Genomic DNA, 15866 nt, shown 5'->3' with positions numbered 1-15866 from the left:
TATCTCCTTTTCCCGATCATAAACCAAACGGACCGCTGCTGATTGAACCCGACCAGCCGATAATCCAGAGGTAATTTTTCGCCATAAAAATGGTGATAAATTATAACCGACCAAACGGTCCAAAATGCGGCGGGTTTGTTGGGAGGAAACTAGTTTTTGGTCAATTTGACGAGGGTGCTTGAGAGATTTTAAAATAGCTGGTTTAGTAATTTCATGAAAGGTAATTCGTTTCGGTTCAATTTTTGGGGAAATTATCTCCACGACATGCCATGCAATCGCTTCTCCTTCGCGATCGAAGTCTGTCGCTAACCATATCTGTTTGGCTTTTTTAATTTTTTCTTTTAAAATTTTGACTGATTTTCTAGATCGAGTTGGAATAATATATTTGGGTTGGTAGTGTTTTTTAATATCTATCCCGATTGAGTTTTTCGGCAAATCACGAATATGCCCCATGGTGGCTACAATTTGATATTTAGATCCTAAAAATCTGGCCAAAGTTTTTGCTTTTGTTGGTGACTCAACAATAATTAAATCTCGCATCTGGCCTCCTTTTGATGTTTTATTTCAATTTAATTAAATTTTAAGTTTTACAAATTTATTTCCTATTTTTATTTTATCATGAATTGAATTCAAAACAAAATCAATTTATTGCCTTTTAATATAATTTTGACCACCCAAATTTTTGATTATTCCTTTCATTTCCATTAATGTTAACGTCGATGATACTTCAGGCACGGATAGTTTAGTTTTTTGAATAATTAAGTTTGTTTGCAAGGCTGAATCTGGACTTAAAACTTGATAAATTTTCCGCTCCGCTTCATTGTCGAATTCAACCTCACCAGCTTCATTAGAAATTTGATTTTTTATTCCAAGTTCTTCTACCACATCAAGATAAGAAGTGGTGGTTTTTGCGCCCATTTTAATTAAATTCAAACAACCTTCAGATTGTGGATTAAAAATTGAACCTGGAACCGCAAAAACTTCTCGATTTTGTTCTAAGGAAAAATTTGCGGTAATTAACGCTCCAGATTTTATCGCTGCCTCAACCACCAAAATTCCAATTGTTATTCCAGATATTATTCGATTTCTTTGTGGAAAATTTCCCGGCATCCCTACAGTTCCTAAGGGAAATTCAGAAATTAAACAACCCTGACTTTGAATTTGTTCCGCCAGCCGAAAATTAATCCTCGGATATATAAAATTTAAACCAGTCCCCAAAACCGCAATCGTCTTGGTCTCATTTTCGAGCGCTGCTTTATGCGCAATCGTGTCTATGCCCAAGGCTAAACCCGAGACAATGGTGAGATTGTTTTGCGCTAAACCCCAAACAATTTTTTCACAAGCTAATTTCCCGTAAGCGGTAAATTTTCGAGATCCCACCACGCCAATCGATAAATCATTTAATACCTTTTCATCGCCCAAGCAATATAACAAATATGGAGGACGCGAAATTTCTGATAATAATTTAGGCCAAGTAGAGTTTTCTGGAGTAATTAATTTAATATTTAATTTATTAATCTTCGTTAATTCAGATTCAAGGTTGATTTTAGATCTTTTTTCAATGAATTTTAAACTTAATTTTTCTGGCAAACCCGCCGTCTTAAGCTGCGATAAATTAGCAGACCATGCTAATTTTAAACTCGAAAAATGGTTAGATAATTTCGAAAAGGTCGCCGGACCTATTCCAATTGTATTCATCCCTACCCGATAGGACAAATCATTCATTATTTTCCCTTATGATCTATATTCGCACTATTAATTTTTTATACCTGCCTTTAGTTTTGTGATTTCTTCGTGAAGAAGCTGAGAATATAAAGTTAAACCAACCGCAACCATATGACCTGATTGTTCCTGACCCAAAATATTTCCTGCCCCCCGAATCTCAAGATCTTTTTGGGCAATTTGCAGTCCCGAACCTAAGTCTTGAGCTTCTAAAAAGGCTGTTAATCTTTTTCTAGCCACAAGATTTAAATTTTCGCGATCAGGTACTAAGAATAAACCATAACCTTGAACATTTCCACGACCAACCCGGCCCTTTAACTGATATAATTCCGCTAAACCAAAACGGTGTGCTTCTTCTACTATTATAGTATTGACACTTGGTAAATCCAATCCATTTTCAATAATTTTTGTACAAACTAAAATATCAGCCTTGCCTGCCGTAAATTCTAGCATTGCTTTAGCCAATAAATCCTCTCTCATTTGGCCGTGAGCGGTAATTATTTTTACCTTCTGGCCTAATAATCTTTGTAAAAATGCCACTTTAGCTTCAATATTTTTCACTCGAGGCAATAAATAATAAATTTGTCCATTTCTTGACAACTCATTTTTAAGATAAGCTTTAATCAACTTGTAATTATAATTTGATAACGCAATTTTAATCGGTCGGCGATTCTGAGGAGGAGTTTCAATAAAACTTATTTTTTTAATGCCAGCCATTGCCTGTTGTAATGTTCTCGGAATTGGTGTCGCACTTAAGGTCAAGACATCAACTTCAATCCGAAATCTTTTTAATTTTTCCTTATCCGAAACTCCAAATCTTTGCTCTTCATCAATGATTACCAAACCCAGGTTGGCAAAATTAATATCTTGTTGAAGCAAACGATGCGTCCCAATTACGATATCGATCTGACCATTTATTAATTCAGAAATTATTTTCTCTTGGGTCTTTTTATCTTTAAAACGGCTCAAAGATTCTATCTTCACCGGAAATTCTTTCAGCCTTCTTTGAAAAGTTGCTAAATGTTGTTCTGCTAAAATTGTAGTTGGTGCCAAAACTGCCGCTTGTTTTCCGGAAGCAACGGCTCTTAGGGCGGCGCGAATTGCAACCTCGGTTTTTCCAAAACCAACATCGCCGGCAATTAAACGATCGGTTGGGGTATCTTTTCCCATATCACGAAACACCGCCATTATCGCTTTTGTTTGATCGGGAGTTTCTTCAAATTCAAAGGTATTTTCGAGCAATTTTTCCCATTCTAAATTTGCAAGAAATCGAAAACCTTTTTTTACCCGCCTTAATGAATAGATTGACAAGAGTTCCAAAGCGATTGATTTAGCATTTTCTTTGGCTTTTGTTAAAATTCTCTCCCAACTGGCGGTCCCAATTCTTGATAAGATGGCAGTTTTTCCTGAAATTCCAATATATTTTGTTAACTTTGAAACTTGAAATTCGGGAATATATAATTTGTCATAATCGCGATATTCCAAATATAAATATTTAATTTGGGCAAATTTGGAATTTGGCATTAAATCTTTTGGCAAATAATCAATTTTTAAGAAACGTCCAATCCCATGATCTAAATGAACTAATAAATCATATGGTTTTAATGATTCAATAAATTTTCTCTCTTTAAATTTAGCTTTCCGATAAATTGATTTTATAATTGATCCAAAAATATCTTTAGCAGAAAAAAAGGCAATTTTTGAATTTGGCAAATAAAACCCTTCATCAAATTCTGACTTAATCAATTCAATAGAATGAATCCGATTTTGTTTTAACGTTTTTTTAATTTTTAAATTTATAGGATACATTAAAAAAGTCTTAAAATTCAATTTATTAAAATCTATAATTTTTTGTCGAAAAATATTAATTTTTCCGGCAAATTTTTCGAAACTTAAAACCTCAAAATTTTTAGATTTCATATTATGAACGAAAAAATCTAAATTTAAAATTTTTGCTTGAATTGTTTTTTTGAAATTTTCAATCGAATCAATTTCGCCAATTACTTCTAAATTTTTGATTTGCGATATAATATCTTGAGATTCATTAAATATTATTAACGAATCTTTTAAAAACCAATCTGATACCCGACCATCTAACTGATTGCTATTTTTGGGAATAATATTAATCAAATTAAGATTTTTATCTTTTTGACCAGAATATAAATCATATTCAAAAATTTGTTCAATCATATCATCAACAAACTCAATGCGAACAGGTTTTTGAAAATGTTCAGGGAAGACATCTAAAACACTTCCCCTTAAACTATATTCTCCGGGAATAATAACTTTATTCTGCAATTGATAATGAGATTGTTGTAAGCGATTAATCATTTCGGATAGTTTAATTTTTTGATTTTTTTCAAAAATTAAAATTTGTTTTTGAAATGATTCGGGTTTAATAATTTTATCAATTAAAACTTCTATCGTAGTGATAATTATTTTAAATGGTGTTGATTTATGATTAAAATCATCTAAAATTTTTAGAAAATTTTTATTTTTATTTTTATTTTCCAATATATCCAAATTTAGATTCAATTTATTTAAGACGTGTGCAAATTGTATCACCTCAGTTTTATTTTTGGCGACTACAACCACCGGTTTTATAAATGATAATGCTCCTACTAATAATGAACGAGTTGATATTTTTTCAGAGATTCTTACCGATTTTAAACCATTATTAAGATTAGTTCTAATTTTCTGAAAACTTGGGTCATTTAAGATAAATTTTAATATTTGTAAATTTTTCATATGTGCCTAATTTTGATAAATTTTCACTGAATATACCAGACTTGACATTTATTTTCTCATATGCTATAATATCACCTGTAGCTAAGAATCGCAAATATCAGCTAAATTCTCAGCTATTGAGTTCTACCTACGAGTGAAGTGGAAGTCTTTGCCCCTCCTTTGGCTTTCCTCCTCGTAGGTAGAACTAACCAAAAAATCCCCAAAAAGGGGATTTTTTGATATTGATGAAATTTTATAATTTATGCGACATCAACACCCATAGATCTGGCGGTTCCGGCGACAATTTTTTTGGCCGCTTCAACATCATTAACTTGTAGGTCTGGCATTTTATCTTTCGCAATCGCTTCAACTTGCGCCCAGGTTAATTTCCCAACTTTATTTTTATTTGGGATACCTGAACCTTTTTCTAAATTTAAAGTTTTTTTAATCATCTCCGCAACTGGTGGAGTTTTAATAATAAAATCAAATGTTCGATCTTCATAAACTGTAATTTCAACTGGTAAAATAGTGCCTTTTTTATCTTGAGTTCTTTCGTTGAATTGATTACAAAATTCCATAATATTCAAACCATGCTGACCCAAAGTTGGACCAACCGGAGGTGCTGGATTAGCTTCTGCAGCCGGAACTTGTAATTTAATTTTCGTTTTAATCGTTTTCGCCACAATCGTCCTTTATATTTTCTTAATCTGTAAAAAGTCTAAATTGACCGGGGTTTCCCGACCAAACATCGACACCAAAACTTTCACCTTGCCTCTTTCTTGATCAACTTCATCAATTACTCCTTCCAGACCAGAAAAAGGACCATCAGTAATTTTAACACTCTCGCCGATCACTAAATCAATCTTGTATTTTGGTTCCTCAATCCCCATTTTTTTCTGAATAATTTTCATTTCTGAATCCGCAATCGGCGTTGGATGGGTACCAAAACCAATAAAACCAGTCACATTAGGTGTATTTCTGACCACATACCAAGAATCATCAGTGACAATCATATCAACCAAAACATAGCCTGGAAAAATTCTTTTTTCGACCACTTTGCGCTTGCCTCTTTTAATCTCAATCTGTTTTTCTTTAGGAACAGTGACATTAAAAATCTTGTCTTGCATTCCCAAAGACTCAATTCTTTCTTTAAGTGTTTCTGCCACTTGGTCTTCATATCCAGAATAAGTATGAATCACGTACCAACTTCTTTGACCCTTAACTGCTTCTTTTGATTTTGGGTTAATCTTTTTGACCACTAATCCTCACTTTTCGAAACTTAAAATCAATATTTGATTTATTTCATCACAAAATAATTTAATAATTGGGATAATAACCAATCGATCCCCGCTACAATTAAAGTTGCAATAACTGTCGCAATAATTACAATTAAACTCAACTTAATCACTTCATTTCGTTTTGGCCAATTAACCCTTTTTAATTCCTGAAATGATTGTGTAAAATAATTTGTAATTTTTGAAAACATCATTAAACCTTAATTTTATTGACTTTTATTTTTGCCACAACTTGGCGATATCCTAAAATTCGTTGATATCTTTTTTTAGCGTTAAATTTAATCCCTCGTAATTTTTTACCTTTCCCAATTTCAACCACTTCCGCTTCAACTATTGTGCCTGCTACCTCAGGTTTTCCAATTTTAATACTCTCGCCATTGGCGATTAAACCTACCTTATCGATTTTGATTTTGTCGCTTTTTTTTAAATTATGCGTCAAAACCTCAAAAACCGAACCTTCAGAAACTAAAAATTGTTTTCCTAAATAAGAAATGATAGCTTTCATATTTCCTCAATCTTACCTCAGTATAGCAAAATTTACATTTATTGTCAATCAATTCAATCGAAAATCAAATTATATCTTAGCCAAAATTCAATTTTTTATGTCGAATAATAATGCTTTGTAAAATACCGATTAATACCATATTTGTGATCAGGGCTGAACCGCCAGAACTAATAAATGGCAAAGGAATTCCAGTCACTGGCATAATCCCAATATTCATACCAATATTAATTAAAACTTGAAAAATAAATAAAGTGGCGACTCCGACGGTGAAAAGCATCCCAAAATTATCAGCCGCGATTTTGGCAATTTGAATAATTTTAATCACTAAAATTACAAAAAATAAGATTATAATTAAAGCACCAATAAAACCAAATTCTTCTGCAAAAACGGCAAAAATAAAATCAGTATGAGAAGCTGGTAAAAATTTTAATTGGCTCTGAAACCCTTTTCCAAAACCTCGACCATATAGCATCCCGGAACCCACCGTAATAGATGATTGTAAAACATTATATCCTGCCCCAAACGGATCATCTTTTGGGTTCAAAAAAGTAATTAATCGTATTTTTTGATAATCTTTTAAAATAAAAAACCAGGTCAAGGGTGTAAAAATTGCTATTAAAATTACCAATAAAAACAAATAAATTTTTTTTATTTGCGAAGCCAAAAGCATACTTAGGCCAATAATTAACAAGATTAAGGCCGTCCCAAAATCAGGTTGAATTAAAACTAATATAATTGGCATCACAATAATTAGCAAGCTCGCAATAAAATGACGGAAGCTAAAATCCCGCTGATGATTAGATAGATATGAAGCCATGGTAATGATTAAAATAAATTTAAAAATTTCTGAAGGTTGAAGTTGAATAAATTTCAAATCAAGCCATCTTGAGGCGCCGCCGGTCACTTTCCCAAAAATATATACTAAAACCAATAAAACCAAACCAATTAAATATAAATATATTGATAACCCCTTTAAGCTCCGATAATCCAAAAAAGTAAAAATCACCATCATGATGGTACCAATAATCGCAAAAATAATCTGATCTCGAAAAATGTTCCCGCCGCTCGAATCATAAGAAATACTATAAATTACTAAAATTCCGACAATAATTAATAACAACACCAAAAGATACAAGACCCAATCAATTGTTTTTGAGGCTTTTGCAGGCACAAAATCTCCTATTTTTTGATTCCGATCCAAATATTTTTACCGTCAATTTTAGATTCTTTTTTAAAATCAACGTCATTTTTTTCAAAAGTAATTTTTGAGCTTAAGATATTCTTTCGAAACTCTGATAGATTTTTAGAAATTATTTTTTGAATATTTGTATCCTCAATTTTCAGGAATATTTCAACTAAATCGTCAGGGTTTAAATTAGCAAATTTTCGAGTTTCTTGGATTAATCTGGTTAATTCTCTTAAAATTCCCGCACTTTTTAACTCAGGAGTAATCTCAATATCTAAGGCAAAATTTAAATCTTTAATCTTTTTAATGATAAATTTTTCTTTATCTTTTTGAGGTTTAAAATCAATTTTTTCAACATTTATTTCTTCGGCTAAAATTGCTAATAATTCTGGTTTTAGTTCAATCGGACTCGTTTTCCCCCAAACCGAAAGTCCTAAAAGCGGTTGTCTAATTTTAATACCGGCATCGTCTCGCAAAGACAGTGACAGCGAAGCAATTTCACGAACTATTGCCATTTGTTCATTTAACTCAGTTGAAATTAATTCTTTTTTGGCTTTTGGAAAATCTAACAAATGCACAGATACAGGATCATTTTCCGATTTGAGACGCTGATAATTCGCTTCGCTAAAATAAGGTAAAAATGGCGCTAATAATATATTTATATTAAAAATTACTTCAAAAAGCGTTTGATAAAATTCTTCATTTCTTCTTTTACGACTGCGGCGCAGGTACCAAAGTGAAAGGTCTAAAATTAAATTATTAATTTGCTGAGTTGCTTTGTGCGGTTTAAATTGATCTAAATACCCCGAGACATTTTCAATTGTCGAATTTAATTTGGAGAGAATCCATTTATCTAATAAATTTTTTGAATCTTGAATATTTTTATTTTTTTGCCATCCATCAATTTTAGCATAGGTTTCAAAAAAATTAACTACATTTTGAAAAATAATTAACTCTTTTTTAGCTTCATTGATATTCTTGTAACCAAAATTTAAATTTGAAAAAGGATCAGCCAAGCTGTATAACCAACGCATCGCGTCTGCTCCCACCTTTTCAACTGCCTCATTAAACCAAATTGTATTTCCTTTTGATTTGTGCATCTCCTCACCTTTATCATCGCGAACAGTCGCAAATCCCAAAACATTTTTAAAGGGTTTGGAATTTTCTAAAACTGTACTCATGGCAATTAATGAATAAAACCAATTTTTAAATTGACCGGGAAATGATTCACAAATAAAATCTGCCGGATACCATTTTTGCCAAAATTCATAATCGTCAAAATATTTCATGGTGGAAAAAGGCACGATTCCCGCATCTAACCAGGGATTACCAACGTCTTTAACGCGAGAAACTGGTTTGTTACATTTTGAACATTTAATTTTTACTTCATCAATCCAGGGACGATGCGGAGTGTGTCCGGCAAATTTATCAAAACCCGAAACTGCTTTTTCTTCCAACTCTTTTTTAGATCCAATTACTTCAAAATTACCACATTCGCATTCAAAAATTGGCAAAGCTAAACCCCAATATCGCTTCTTTGAAATTAACCAATCTTCCATATTTTTCAACCAATCTAATTCCCGAGCTAAGCCAAAATTAGGCTGCCATTTGATTTGTTTAGTTATCACCGTCATTGGCTCGCGAAGTTTATCCATAGAAATATACCATTCATCAACGACTCGCCAGACTAATTCTTTTTTGCATCGCCAACAAACCGGATATCGATGCTGATACTTTTCAACTTTATAAAAATATTTGCCAGCATCTTTATTTCTTAAATATTCTAAAATAATTTCAGGATGTTTTTTGGCATTTTGGCCCGAGAATTCACCAAGTTTAGGCGAATACCCAGCTGACTCATCAATTAAGTTGATGACTGATAAATTCTTAGATTTTGCTAATTTAAAATCTTCAGCACCAGCGCCCGGTGCAATATGAACTAAACCAGTTCCCTCTTCGCAAGTGACCAAATTATTATCGCTAATAACCGCATGAAATGTTTCGGGATTTTTTTCTCTCGCCCCCAAAACCATCTCCAAATCATCAAATGGACCGATATATTTTAAATCTAACAAATCTTGACCTTTGAGGGTTTTGGTAAGTTTAAAATCTTGGTTTAAGATTTTGGTAGCTAAATCTTTAAGCAAAATTAAATTTTCCCGCCCATTGCTAAATACCCCATATTCTAATTTATCATTAACCGCTACTGCGACATTTCCCGGTAAAGTCCAAGGTGTGGTTGTCCAGACCAACAAAAAACTATTTTTAAACTCAGAGTTTATTATTGGTAATTTCAAATAAACAGATTCGTGGTAAATTTCCCGGTATTCTTCGGATAATATTTCATGTTGGGAAATGGCAGTACCGCATCTTGGGCACCATGGCACACAATCGTGACCTTTATATAAATAACCTTTCTCGTGGCATTTTTTCAAAAAATGCCAGATCGCATAATTATTTTCATCTGACATAGTATAGTAAGAATTTTCCCAATCCATCCATTGACCAAGCCTGATTGATTGCTCAGTTTGGACCTCCGCATATTTTTGAACTCTTTCCTTGCATTTTTTGACAAATTTTTCAATACCGTATTCTTCAATTTCTTTTTTAGTTTTAAAGCCGAGTTCTTTTTCAACCTCAACTTCCACCCATAACCCTTGGCAATCAAAACCATTTTGGAAACGCTGCTCCTCGCCTTTCATTGCGTGATAGCGCTGAAAAAGGTCTTTATAGGTTCGGCCCCAAGCATGATGCACGCCCATGGGATTATTAGCCGTAATCGGTCCGTCCAAAAAAGACCAAGCCGGTTTATTTTTATTTTTAGCAATTAATTTTTGAAAAACTCGATTTTTTTCCCAAAATTTCAAAATTTCTTTTTCGGATTCCGGAGATAAAGGTTTATAATTTTCCATAATTATCACCTTTTTTAATATTTTTTTTGATTTCATTTTTAACTAAACGATCTGCGAGTTGATTTTTTTCACGAGTGATATGATGATAAAAAACTAATGGAAAATTTAATTGTAATTTTTTCACTTCCAAATGCAATGGTTTTAAGCCTTGATTTTTAACTTTATAATTTCCAGATAATTGTTCAACCACTAATTGGCTGTCTAAATAAAATTCGATAACTTCAGGATCAAATTTTAATTGCGCAGTTTTTAAGGCTAAAATCACCGCCTGATACTCTGCATGATTATTGGTCTGCAAACTTAAATATTTTGATATCTGTAATAATTTTTTACCATTTGAATTATAAAAAACAACCCCTGCTGCGGCTGGTCCTGGGTTATTAGCAGCTCCCCCATCACAAAAAATAATCAGTTTATCTAGTTTCATAAACTGATTATAACCCAAAGTTAGTTTTTTCGCAAACTAAATTATGGCGCAATATCACCCACCCCGGCATATAAAGTATAGTCAAAGATGCTAATCACTTGACCGGTTGCTGGTTGTAGGGTTGCCCGTAAAACTCTTTTAACTTTTTGATAGGTACCGGTTGAATCGATAGTAAATGTTGGGCTAGGTAATTGTTCAGTTGCGCTCGATAATTTAACAAAAGCCCAGGTGTTAGCATATGGCGTCAAAAACCTAAACCTTAAATATTTTCGAGCTGAAGTTATCACCCCGGGTTCAATATTATCGGTGCTTCCTGTATTTAAAGTAGAATTGCCGATTAATTTCCATTCTGAATTGGCGCTCGTGTCTCTAGAAATTTGATATTCAAATATTCCAACATTATTACAAGTCGGGGTACAACGCGCCTGCCAATATACATTTATTGTTTGGGTATTTTTAGAAATATCTAAAGTGTATGATTTGTCCCTATCAATTCGAGCAAATTCTACCGGACTCGCCTGTTTTGTGTTAATTAAAACTGTATAATTCTGCTCGGAATTTGAAAAAGTTTTGTCATCCCATGTCCGATTATTTCTAAATTCTAATAATCCTTTCTCGATACCAGTTTCCGCCGCCTGATAAGCAATAACTGAATCGGCGTAACTAGCGGAAATTCTAATTTCCGATAAAACTATTCGAGAAATAGCCAAAGCCAAAGCACCTACCCCTGCAATAAGCAACATGGTTATTAATAATGCCGCTCCGCTTTTTGATCTTAAATTTTTCTTAATTTGTTGAATTTTTTTATTCATAAATTAAAATAATTAATATTTATATTTATAATAATATCTCAGAGCCATTGTGGTTTTAAGCGTCAAAGTATCAGAACTGACTCTTTTTATTCCCGGAGCATTTTTAACTGTAAAAGAAACGGTCACGAATCTTTGCACAGTTTTATTTTCATCGTTTTGGGGGGTTGTCGCGGGGTTACTTGGGGAAAAGCTCACATTACTTACTTCTACATTACTTGAAGTTAAACGAATTGCCGTCGATCCTCCTTTTTGCATATAAATCGCTTTGGCATTTATGTCATACCAAAATTGGAAGGCTTTGCCGCCCGAAGCCGAAGCAGAAGAACAAGAACTATAATAATCTGAACAAAGTATTAATTTTGGGCCACTTTCAACTGCAAAACTTTTTATGGTTGAATCTTTGGTGGCTCGGGTAATTTTCTCCATCGCAAAACGAGCCTCTTGCTGGTTTTCCCAATATACTTGGGCTTTCATCTTGGCACCAACCGAAGAGCTAAAAATAACCGTCGCTGCCACCATCACCACCACAAAAATATAGGAGGCAATTAAAATTTCAATTAAAGTAAATCCAGATTTTAATTTATTTTTTTTCATTAATAACTCATCCAATCGGTTAATATTGTATTTATAACCACGCTTCTGGTTTTATCATAATCTTTCCATGAAATATCCACAATCACATCCGCTGTTTTATCATTTGGCGCCACTCCAGGACGAATTGTAATTTTTTGAGTATAAATTGCTCCTCCTGCACAACCTGACGCACTCGCCGAAGTAGTCAAATCACTACAATAATAAATATTAGTCGGGTTTAGATGCCAACGCTGATATGCTGGTGAATAAAATACCCCACACTCACCATTAGTGCAAGAAATTGAACCTAAACAAGTATAAACACCACCTATCAATGAACAGCTTTTGGTGATATATTCTTTCCAAGAAGTCGTCGGTTTTTCATCAATCCAGGCTGTGTCGCGCATCACTCTTAAACCCTCAACCGCTTCTTGAGCCAAATATGAAGCCTGCAATTTGTGTTTATTAATAACTACCGATCTAAGGGAAATATTTCCTAAAATTACTACCCCAGCTGAAAAAAGAGCAATAATGCCAGAAGCAATAATCGCCTCTAATATCCCGAAGCCAGAATTTTGTTTTTTTTCAATGCTTTTTAACATTATTTAAATCCAATTATTATTTTATTGAATAGATGGCTTACACGAACCAGTATTAAAAACTAAACTTGAGGTTAAATTATTTTGTAAATTTACAAAAACATAACTTTTATCTGCTGGAGTGGAATAAACCTGCCAGGAATAATAACAAGCTCCATTAATAACCTGAAAAGTAATTGACCCTTCACGAGTCGTACCAAAAGTTTTAAGCGAACCCGAAGAAGATGCAATTGAGGTTGGCAAATATCCACGCTCAATGGTTTTTTCATAATTATCAATTAAGTAAGTCGAGGTGGGGTTATTACCTGAAGTATCTAATGAGTCCCACGTCGAAGTTGCCATTGAACCAAATTTTATTTCATATCTCACCGCTGGTTTTTCATCAGGATAAAATACAAAACGATAATAAGAAACAGAATCTGGACTTAAAGGGCTGCTTTCAGGACCATATGCTAAGCTTTGCGCTCTTAAAACCGCTTCCTTCATCAGCTGAACCGAAGAACTTAAATCGTTTCGCTGGCTAAAACGACGATAACTTGGGATAAATAAAGTCATTAAAATCATTATAATTGCCATCGTCACTAAAAGTTCAGCTAAACTAAAACCACCATTTAAAATTGTGGTATTGGGTTTTAGTGAATATTTTTGTTTTTTAGTCATGGTGCGATTTAATCCAAATCAACAATTTAATCTGAACTCACGAAATAATGATAATTTTTTCCAGCCCCATACCAACCTCCAACGCAGGCATCATTAGCAGTTGCCCAATAAGTTCCGGTTAAGGCTTTGTCATAATCTGAATCATTTCTATTTTCAAGCGTTGAAACTATAATATAGTGCGGAAAATTATTTGTATCTGTGACTAAATTATATTTATAGCTGATATTTAAAGATGGGTACGGATCGGCGGGAACTGGCGAAACATATTTAGAAAAATCATTTTGGCTTGAAGGATCAGTTGACAAACTGGAAACATTAGTACAGCTTCCGGGAGGAAATTGATGCTGGTCCGCATAATACATTTCGAGTCCTTGTTGAATAACTGCTAAATCAGTCTTGCGTTTATTATCGCGGGACTTTTCGCGAGATTTGGCTAAACTGACTAAAATAGCCGTGGTTAAAATAATAATGATAAATATCGCGACCAATAATTCAATCAAAGAAAAACCTCTTTTTGATTGATGGGATAAATTTCGAGACATCTTTCCTCCTAATATTTAAAAACCTAAGCCTAAATACCAATTTAGTATCTGCTCTCCCCAAAAAATCGCCATCATCATCCCTAAAATCATAAATGGTGCAAAAGGAACTTTATCTTTAAGTTGTTTTTTGCCTAAAGCGACTAAAATTATGCCTGCCAATCCTCCGATTAAAAAGGTCAGAAAAATTGCTACAATTGCTGATGGAAACCCCAATACTAATCCTAAAAATAGACCAAGTTTGATATCCCCAAAACCCATCCACTTACCTTTTGAAACTACGAATAAAAAAATTATTGGCAAGCTAAATGTCACTAAACCGTAAAATGATAATAACAAATTTTCTAAGCCTGTTTTTGGATATCCAAAACCGGACTTGACAAAAATCGACATTATTAAGCTTAAAACAGCTAAAATGGCAATTGGTAATAATATTTCATCAGGAATAATCATTTTTCGAAAATCATAAAAAGCGATCACTATTAAACCGACAAAAATGATTGCCAATAAGACTGCATAAAAGGTCAGTCCAAAATATAAATAAATTGTGACAAATATTAGGCCGGTTAGTAATTCAACAGCCGGATAAGTGAAAGAAATTCTTTGACTACAATATCGACATTTACCAAGCAAAAAAGCGAAACTGATTAAAGGAATTAGGTCCCAAAAGCCCAATTTGTTTTTGCAATGTGGGCAAAGGGACCTTTCCTTTAATATTGTTTTTAAATCAGCTAATCGGTAAATAACTGAATTTGCAAAGCTGCCAATCATTAACCCTAAAATAAATGTACCAAGAATTACCAGTGTTTGCATCGTGTTATCTCATTAAAAATTTACTATGTTGTTGTACAACCGTTGACAGTACAAGTAACAGTTTTATTCAATCCACCAGAATTAAAAACAGCATTGTATGACCACGCATCTGGTCCAACAGCAGTAACAGTAATTGCACCCCAACCAGTTAAGGCACTCCACTGTGCAGCAGTTGGCCAAGTGGCGTTTGTGGCAGATGTATCCGCACAAACATTTCCAGCAGGAGCGGCGGCGTTAAGAGCAAAACTATCATCAGTACACATGACCGCGGCAGGTTGAGCCGAAGCTAAGGAAGACTGACCGGAAGCAAAACGGGCTTTAACACGAGCCGAGTTTAAAGCGAGTAAAACGATTACGGCCAAAATACCAATAATGGCAATAACTACCAATAACTCGATTAAAGTAAAACCTCGAGATTTTCTTGACATTTTCTACCTCCTTTAAATTTATAATTTTATTAAATCTGATATCTTAAATCGACCTTTAACTAAACTATGGGGTATCACACTTGGTAATAGGATTTGAACAAGTTGGACCATAACACCACTTTGCTGCCGTCGGAGAATAAATTTCATATTGATTCGCACGACAACCTCCATCTTTAGACGCTAAACTTTTTCCAGTCCCACTCTCCATATATGGAATTAATAATTTATAATTATTGGTAAAACCGCCATAGATATAAAATTTTGCCCGATGTTGAGGATCCAAAGGCAAAGTTGGGATATAAGCTGGACTTATCAAGGGTACCCAAGGATTATCTCGAGAACTTAAACACCAATTCCATCCCTCAGCTGTATAGGAAGGTTCTATCACGCACGAAGGAGCGGTTCCAGCCAAAGTATCAGGATACACTTTTTTATCATCATAATACATTTCCAGAGCGGTTTGAACTTGTTTTAAATCATCAATTCTTTTCGAATCGCGAGCTCTTTGACGAGCACCATTCAAGCTTACAAACGCAATTACTGCTAATATTCCAATTATTCCAATTGTTACCAATAGCTCCACCAACGTAAAACCTTTTTTAGGTTTGCGAATCATTCGCCTCCTCCCGATGTTAATTTATTTACATCAGGATAATAAAATCAATTTA

18 protein-coding genes are annotated in these 15866 nt (G+C 33.7%); all 18 read right to left on the bottom strand.

Going from position 1 to position 15866, the window contains the following annotated elements:
• Positions 1–540, bottom strand: a 540-nt coding sequence (locus VJJ80_03820; protein ID HLC39217.1) for a toprim domain-containing protein, incomplete at its 3' end; no start/stop codon positions are given.
• A gap of 105 nt (positions 541–645) precedes the next feature.
• A complete protein-coding gene (dprA, locus tag VJJ80_03815; GenBank protein ID HLC39216.1) occupies positions 646–1725 on the bottom strand; it encodes a DNA-processing protein DprA in 1080 nt (359 codons plus the stop codon).
• Between the two features lie 30 nt (positions 1726–1755).
• Entirely contained in the window at positions 1756–4470 is a 2715-nt protein-coding gene (locus tag VJJ80_03810; GenBank protein ID HLC39215.1) for a DEAD/DEAH box helicase, read from the bottom strand.
• Positions 4471–4709: 239 nt separating this feature from the next.
• A complete protein-coding gene (gene rplK, locus VJJ80_03805; GenBank protein ID HLC39214.1) occupies positions 4710–5132 on the bottom strand; it encodes a 50S ribosomal protein L11 in 423 nt (140 codons plus the stop codon).
• A gap of 9 nt (positions 5133–5141) precedes the next feature.
• Positions 5142–5708: a transcription termination/antitermination protein NusG gene (gene nusG / locus VJJ80_03800; protein HLC39213.1), complete on the bottom strand. Its 567-nt coding sequence runs from the start codon at positions 5706–5708 to the stop codon at positions 5142–5144.
• Between the two features lie 38 nt (positions 5709–5746).
• Entirely contained in the window at positions 5747–5938 is a 192-nt protein-coding gene (gene secE, locus VJJ80_03795; protein HLC39212.1) for a preprotein translocase subunit SecE, read from the bottom strand.
• Positions 5938–6249, bottom strand: coding sequence for a 50S ribosomal protein L21 (gene rplU / locus VJJ80_03790; protein HLC39211.1), 312 nt, complete (start codon positions 6247–6249; stop codon positions 5938–5940). Before rplU ends, secE begins: the two co-directional genes overlap by 1 nt.
• Before the next feature lie 76 nt (positions 6250–6325).
• Positions 6326–7420, bottom strand: a complete 1095-nt coding sequence (gene rodA / locus VJJ80_03785; GenBank protein HLC39210.1) for a rod shape-determining protein RodA — start codon at positions 7418–7420, stop codon at positions 6326–6328.
• 8 nt (positions 7421–7428) lie between these two features.
• Positions 7429–10347: an isoleucine--tRNA ligase gene (gene ileS / locus VJJ80_03780; GenBank protein HLC39209.1), complete on the bottom strand. Its 2919-nt coding sequence runs from the start codon at positions 10345–10347 to the stop codon at positions 7429–7431.
• Positions 10334–10774, bottom strand: a complete 441-nt coding sequence (locus VJJ80_03775) for a ribonuclease HI family protein (GenBank protein HLC39208.1) — start codon at positions 10772–10774, stop codon at positions 10334–10336. Before VJJ80_03775 ends, ileS begins: the two co-directional genes overlap by 14 nt.
• A gap of 41 nt (positions 10775–10815) precedes the next feature.
• Positions 10816–11586, bottom strand: coding sequence for a hypothetical protein (locus VJJ80_03770; protein ID HLC39207.1), 771 nt, complete (start codon positions 11584–11586; stop codon positions 10816–10818).
• A 12-nt stretch (positions 11587–11598) separates the two neighbouring features.
• The gene (locus tag VJJ80_03765; GenBank protein HLC39206.1) at positions 11599–12180 is read right to left on the bottom strand and encodes a prepilin-type N-terminal cleavage/methylation domain-containing protein; all 582 of its coding nucleotides are present in this window, start codon (positions 12178–12180) and stop codon (positions 11599–11601) included.
• Positions 12180–12761: a hypothetical protein gene (locus VJJ80_03760; GenBank protein HLC39205.1), complete on the bottom strand. Its 582-nt coding sequence runs from the start codon at positions 12759–12761 to the stop codon at positions 12180–12182. Before VJJ80_03760 ends, VJJ80_03765 begins: the two co-directional genes overlap by 1 nt.
• A 21-nt stretch (positions 12762–12782) precedes the next feature.
• Entirely contained in the window at positions 12783–13418 is a 636-nt protein-coding gene (locus VJJ80_03755) for a prepilin-type N-terminal cleavage/methylation domain-containing protein (protein HLC39204.1), read from the bottom strand.
• A 26-nt stretch (positions 13419–13444) separates the two neighbouring features.
• The gene (locus VJJ80_03750) at positions 13445–13960 is read right to left on the bottom strand and encodes a prepilin-type N-terminal cleavage/methylation domain-containing protein (protein HLC39203.1); all 516 of its coding nucleotides are present in this window, start codon (positions 13958–13960) and stop codon (positions 13445–13447) included.
• Between the two features lie 15 nt (positions 13961–13975).
• Entirely contained in the window at positions 13976–14464 is a 489-nt protein-coding gene (locus VJJ80_03745; GenBank protein ID HLC39202.1) for an A24 family peptidase, read from the bottom strand.
• A gap of 329 nt (positions 14465–14793) precedes the next feature.
• Complete coding sequence (locus VJJ80_03740; GenBank protein ID HLC39201.1) at positions 14794–15198, bottom strand: type II secretion system protein; 405 nt, start codon at positions 15196–15198, stop codon at positions 14794–14796.
• Positions 15199–15262: 64 nt separating this feature from the next.
• Complete coding sequence (locus VJJ80_03735; protein HLC39200.1) at positions 15263–15814, bottom strand: type II secretion system protein; 552 nt, start codon at positions 15812–15814, stop codon at positions 15263–15265.
• Positions 15815–15866 lie beyond the last annotated feature (52 nt).

Source organism: Patescibacteria group bacterium, from assembly GCA_035288465.1.
Classification (GTDB): domain Bacteria; phylum Patescibacteriota; class UBA1384; order DATEAH01; family DATEAH01; genus DATEAH01.
This window is presented reverse-complemented; position numbering and strand designations above follow the sequence as displayed.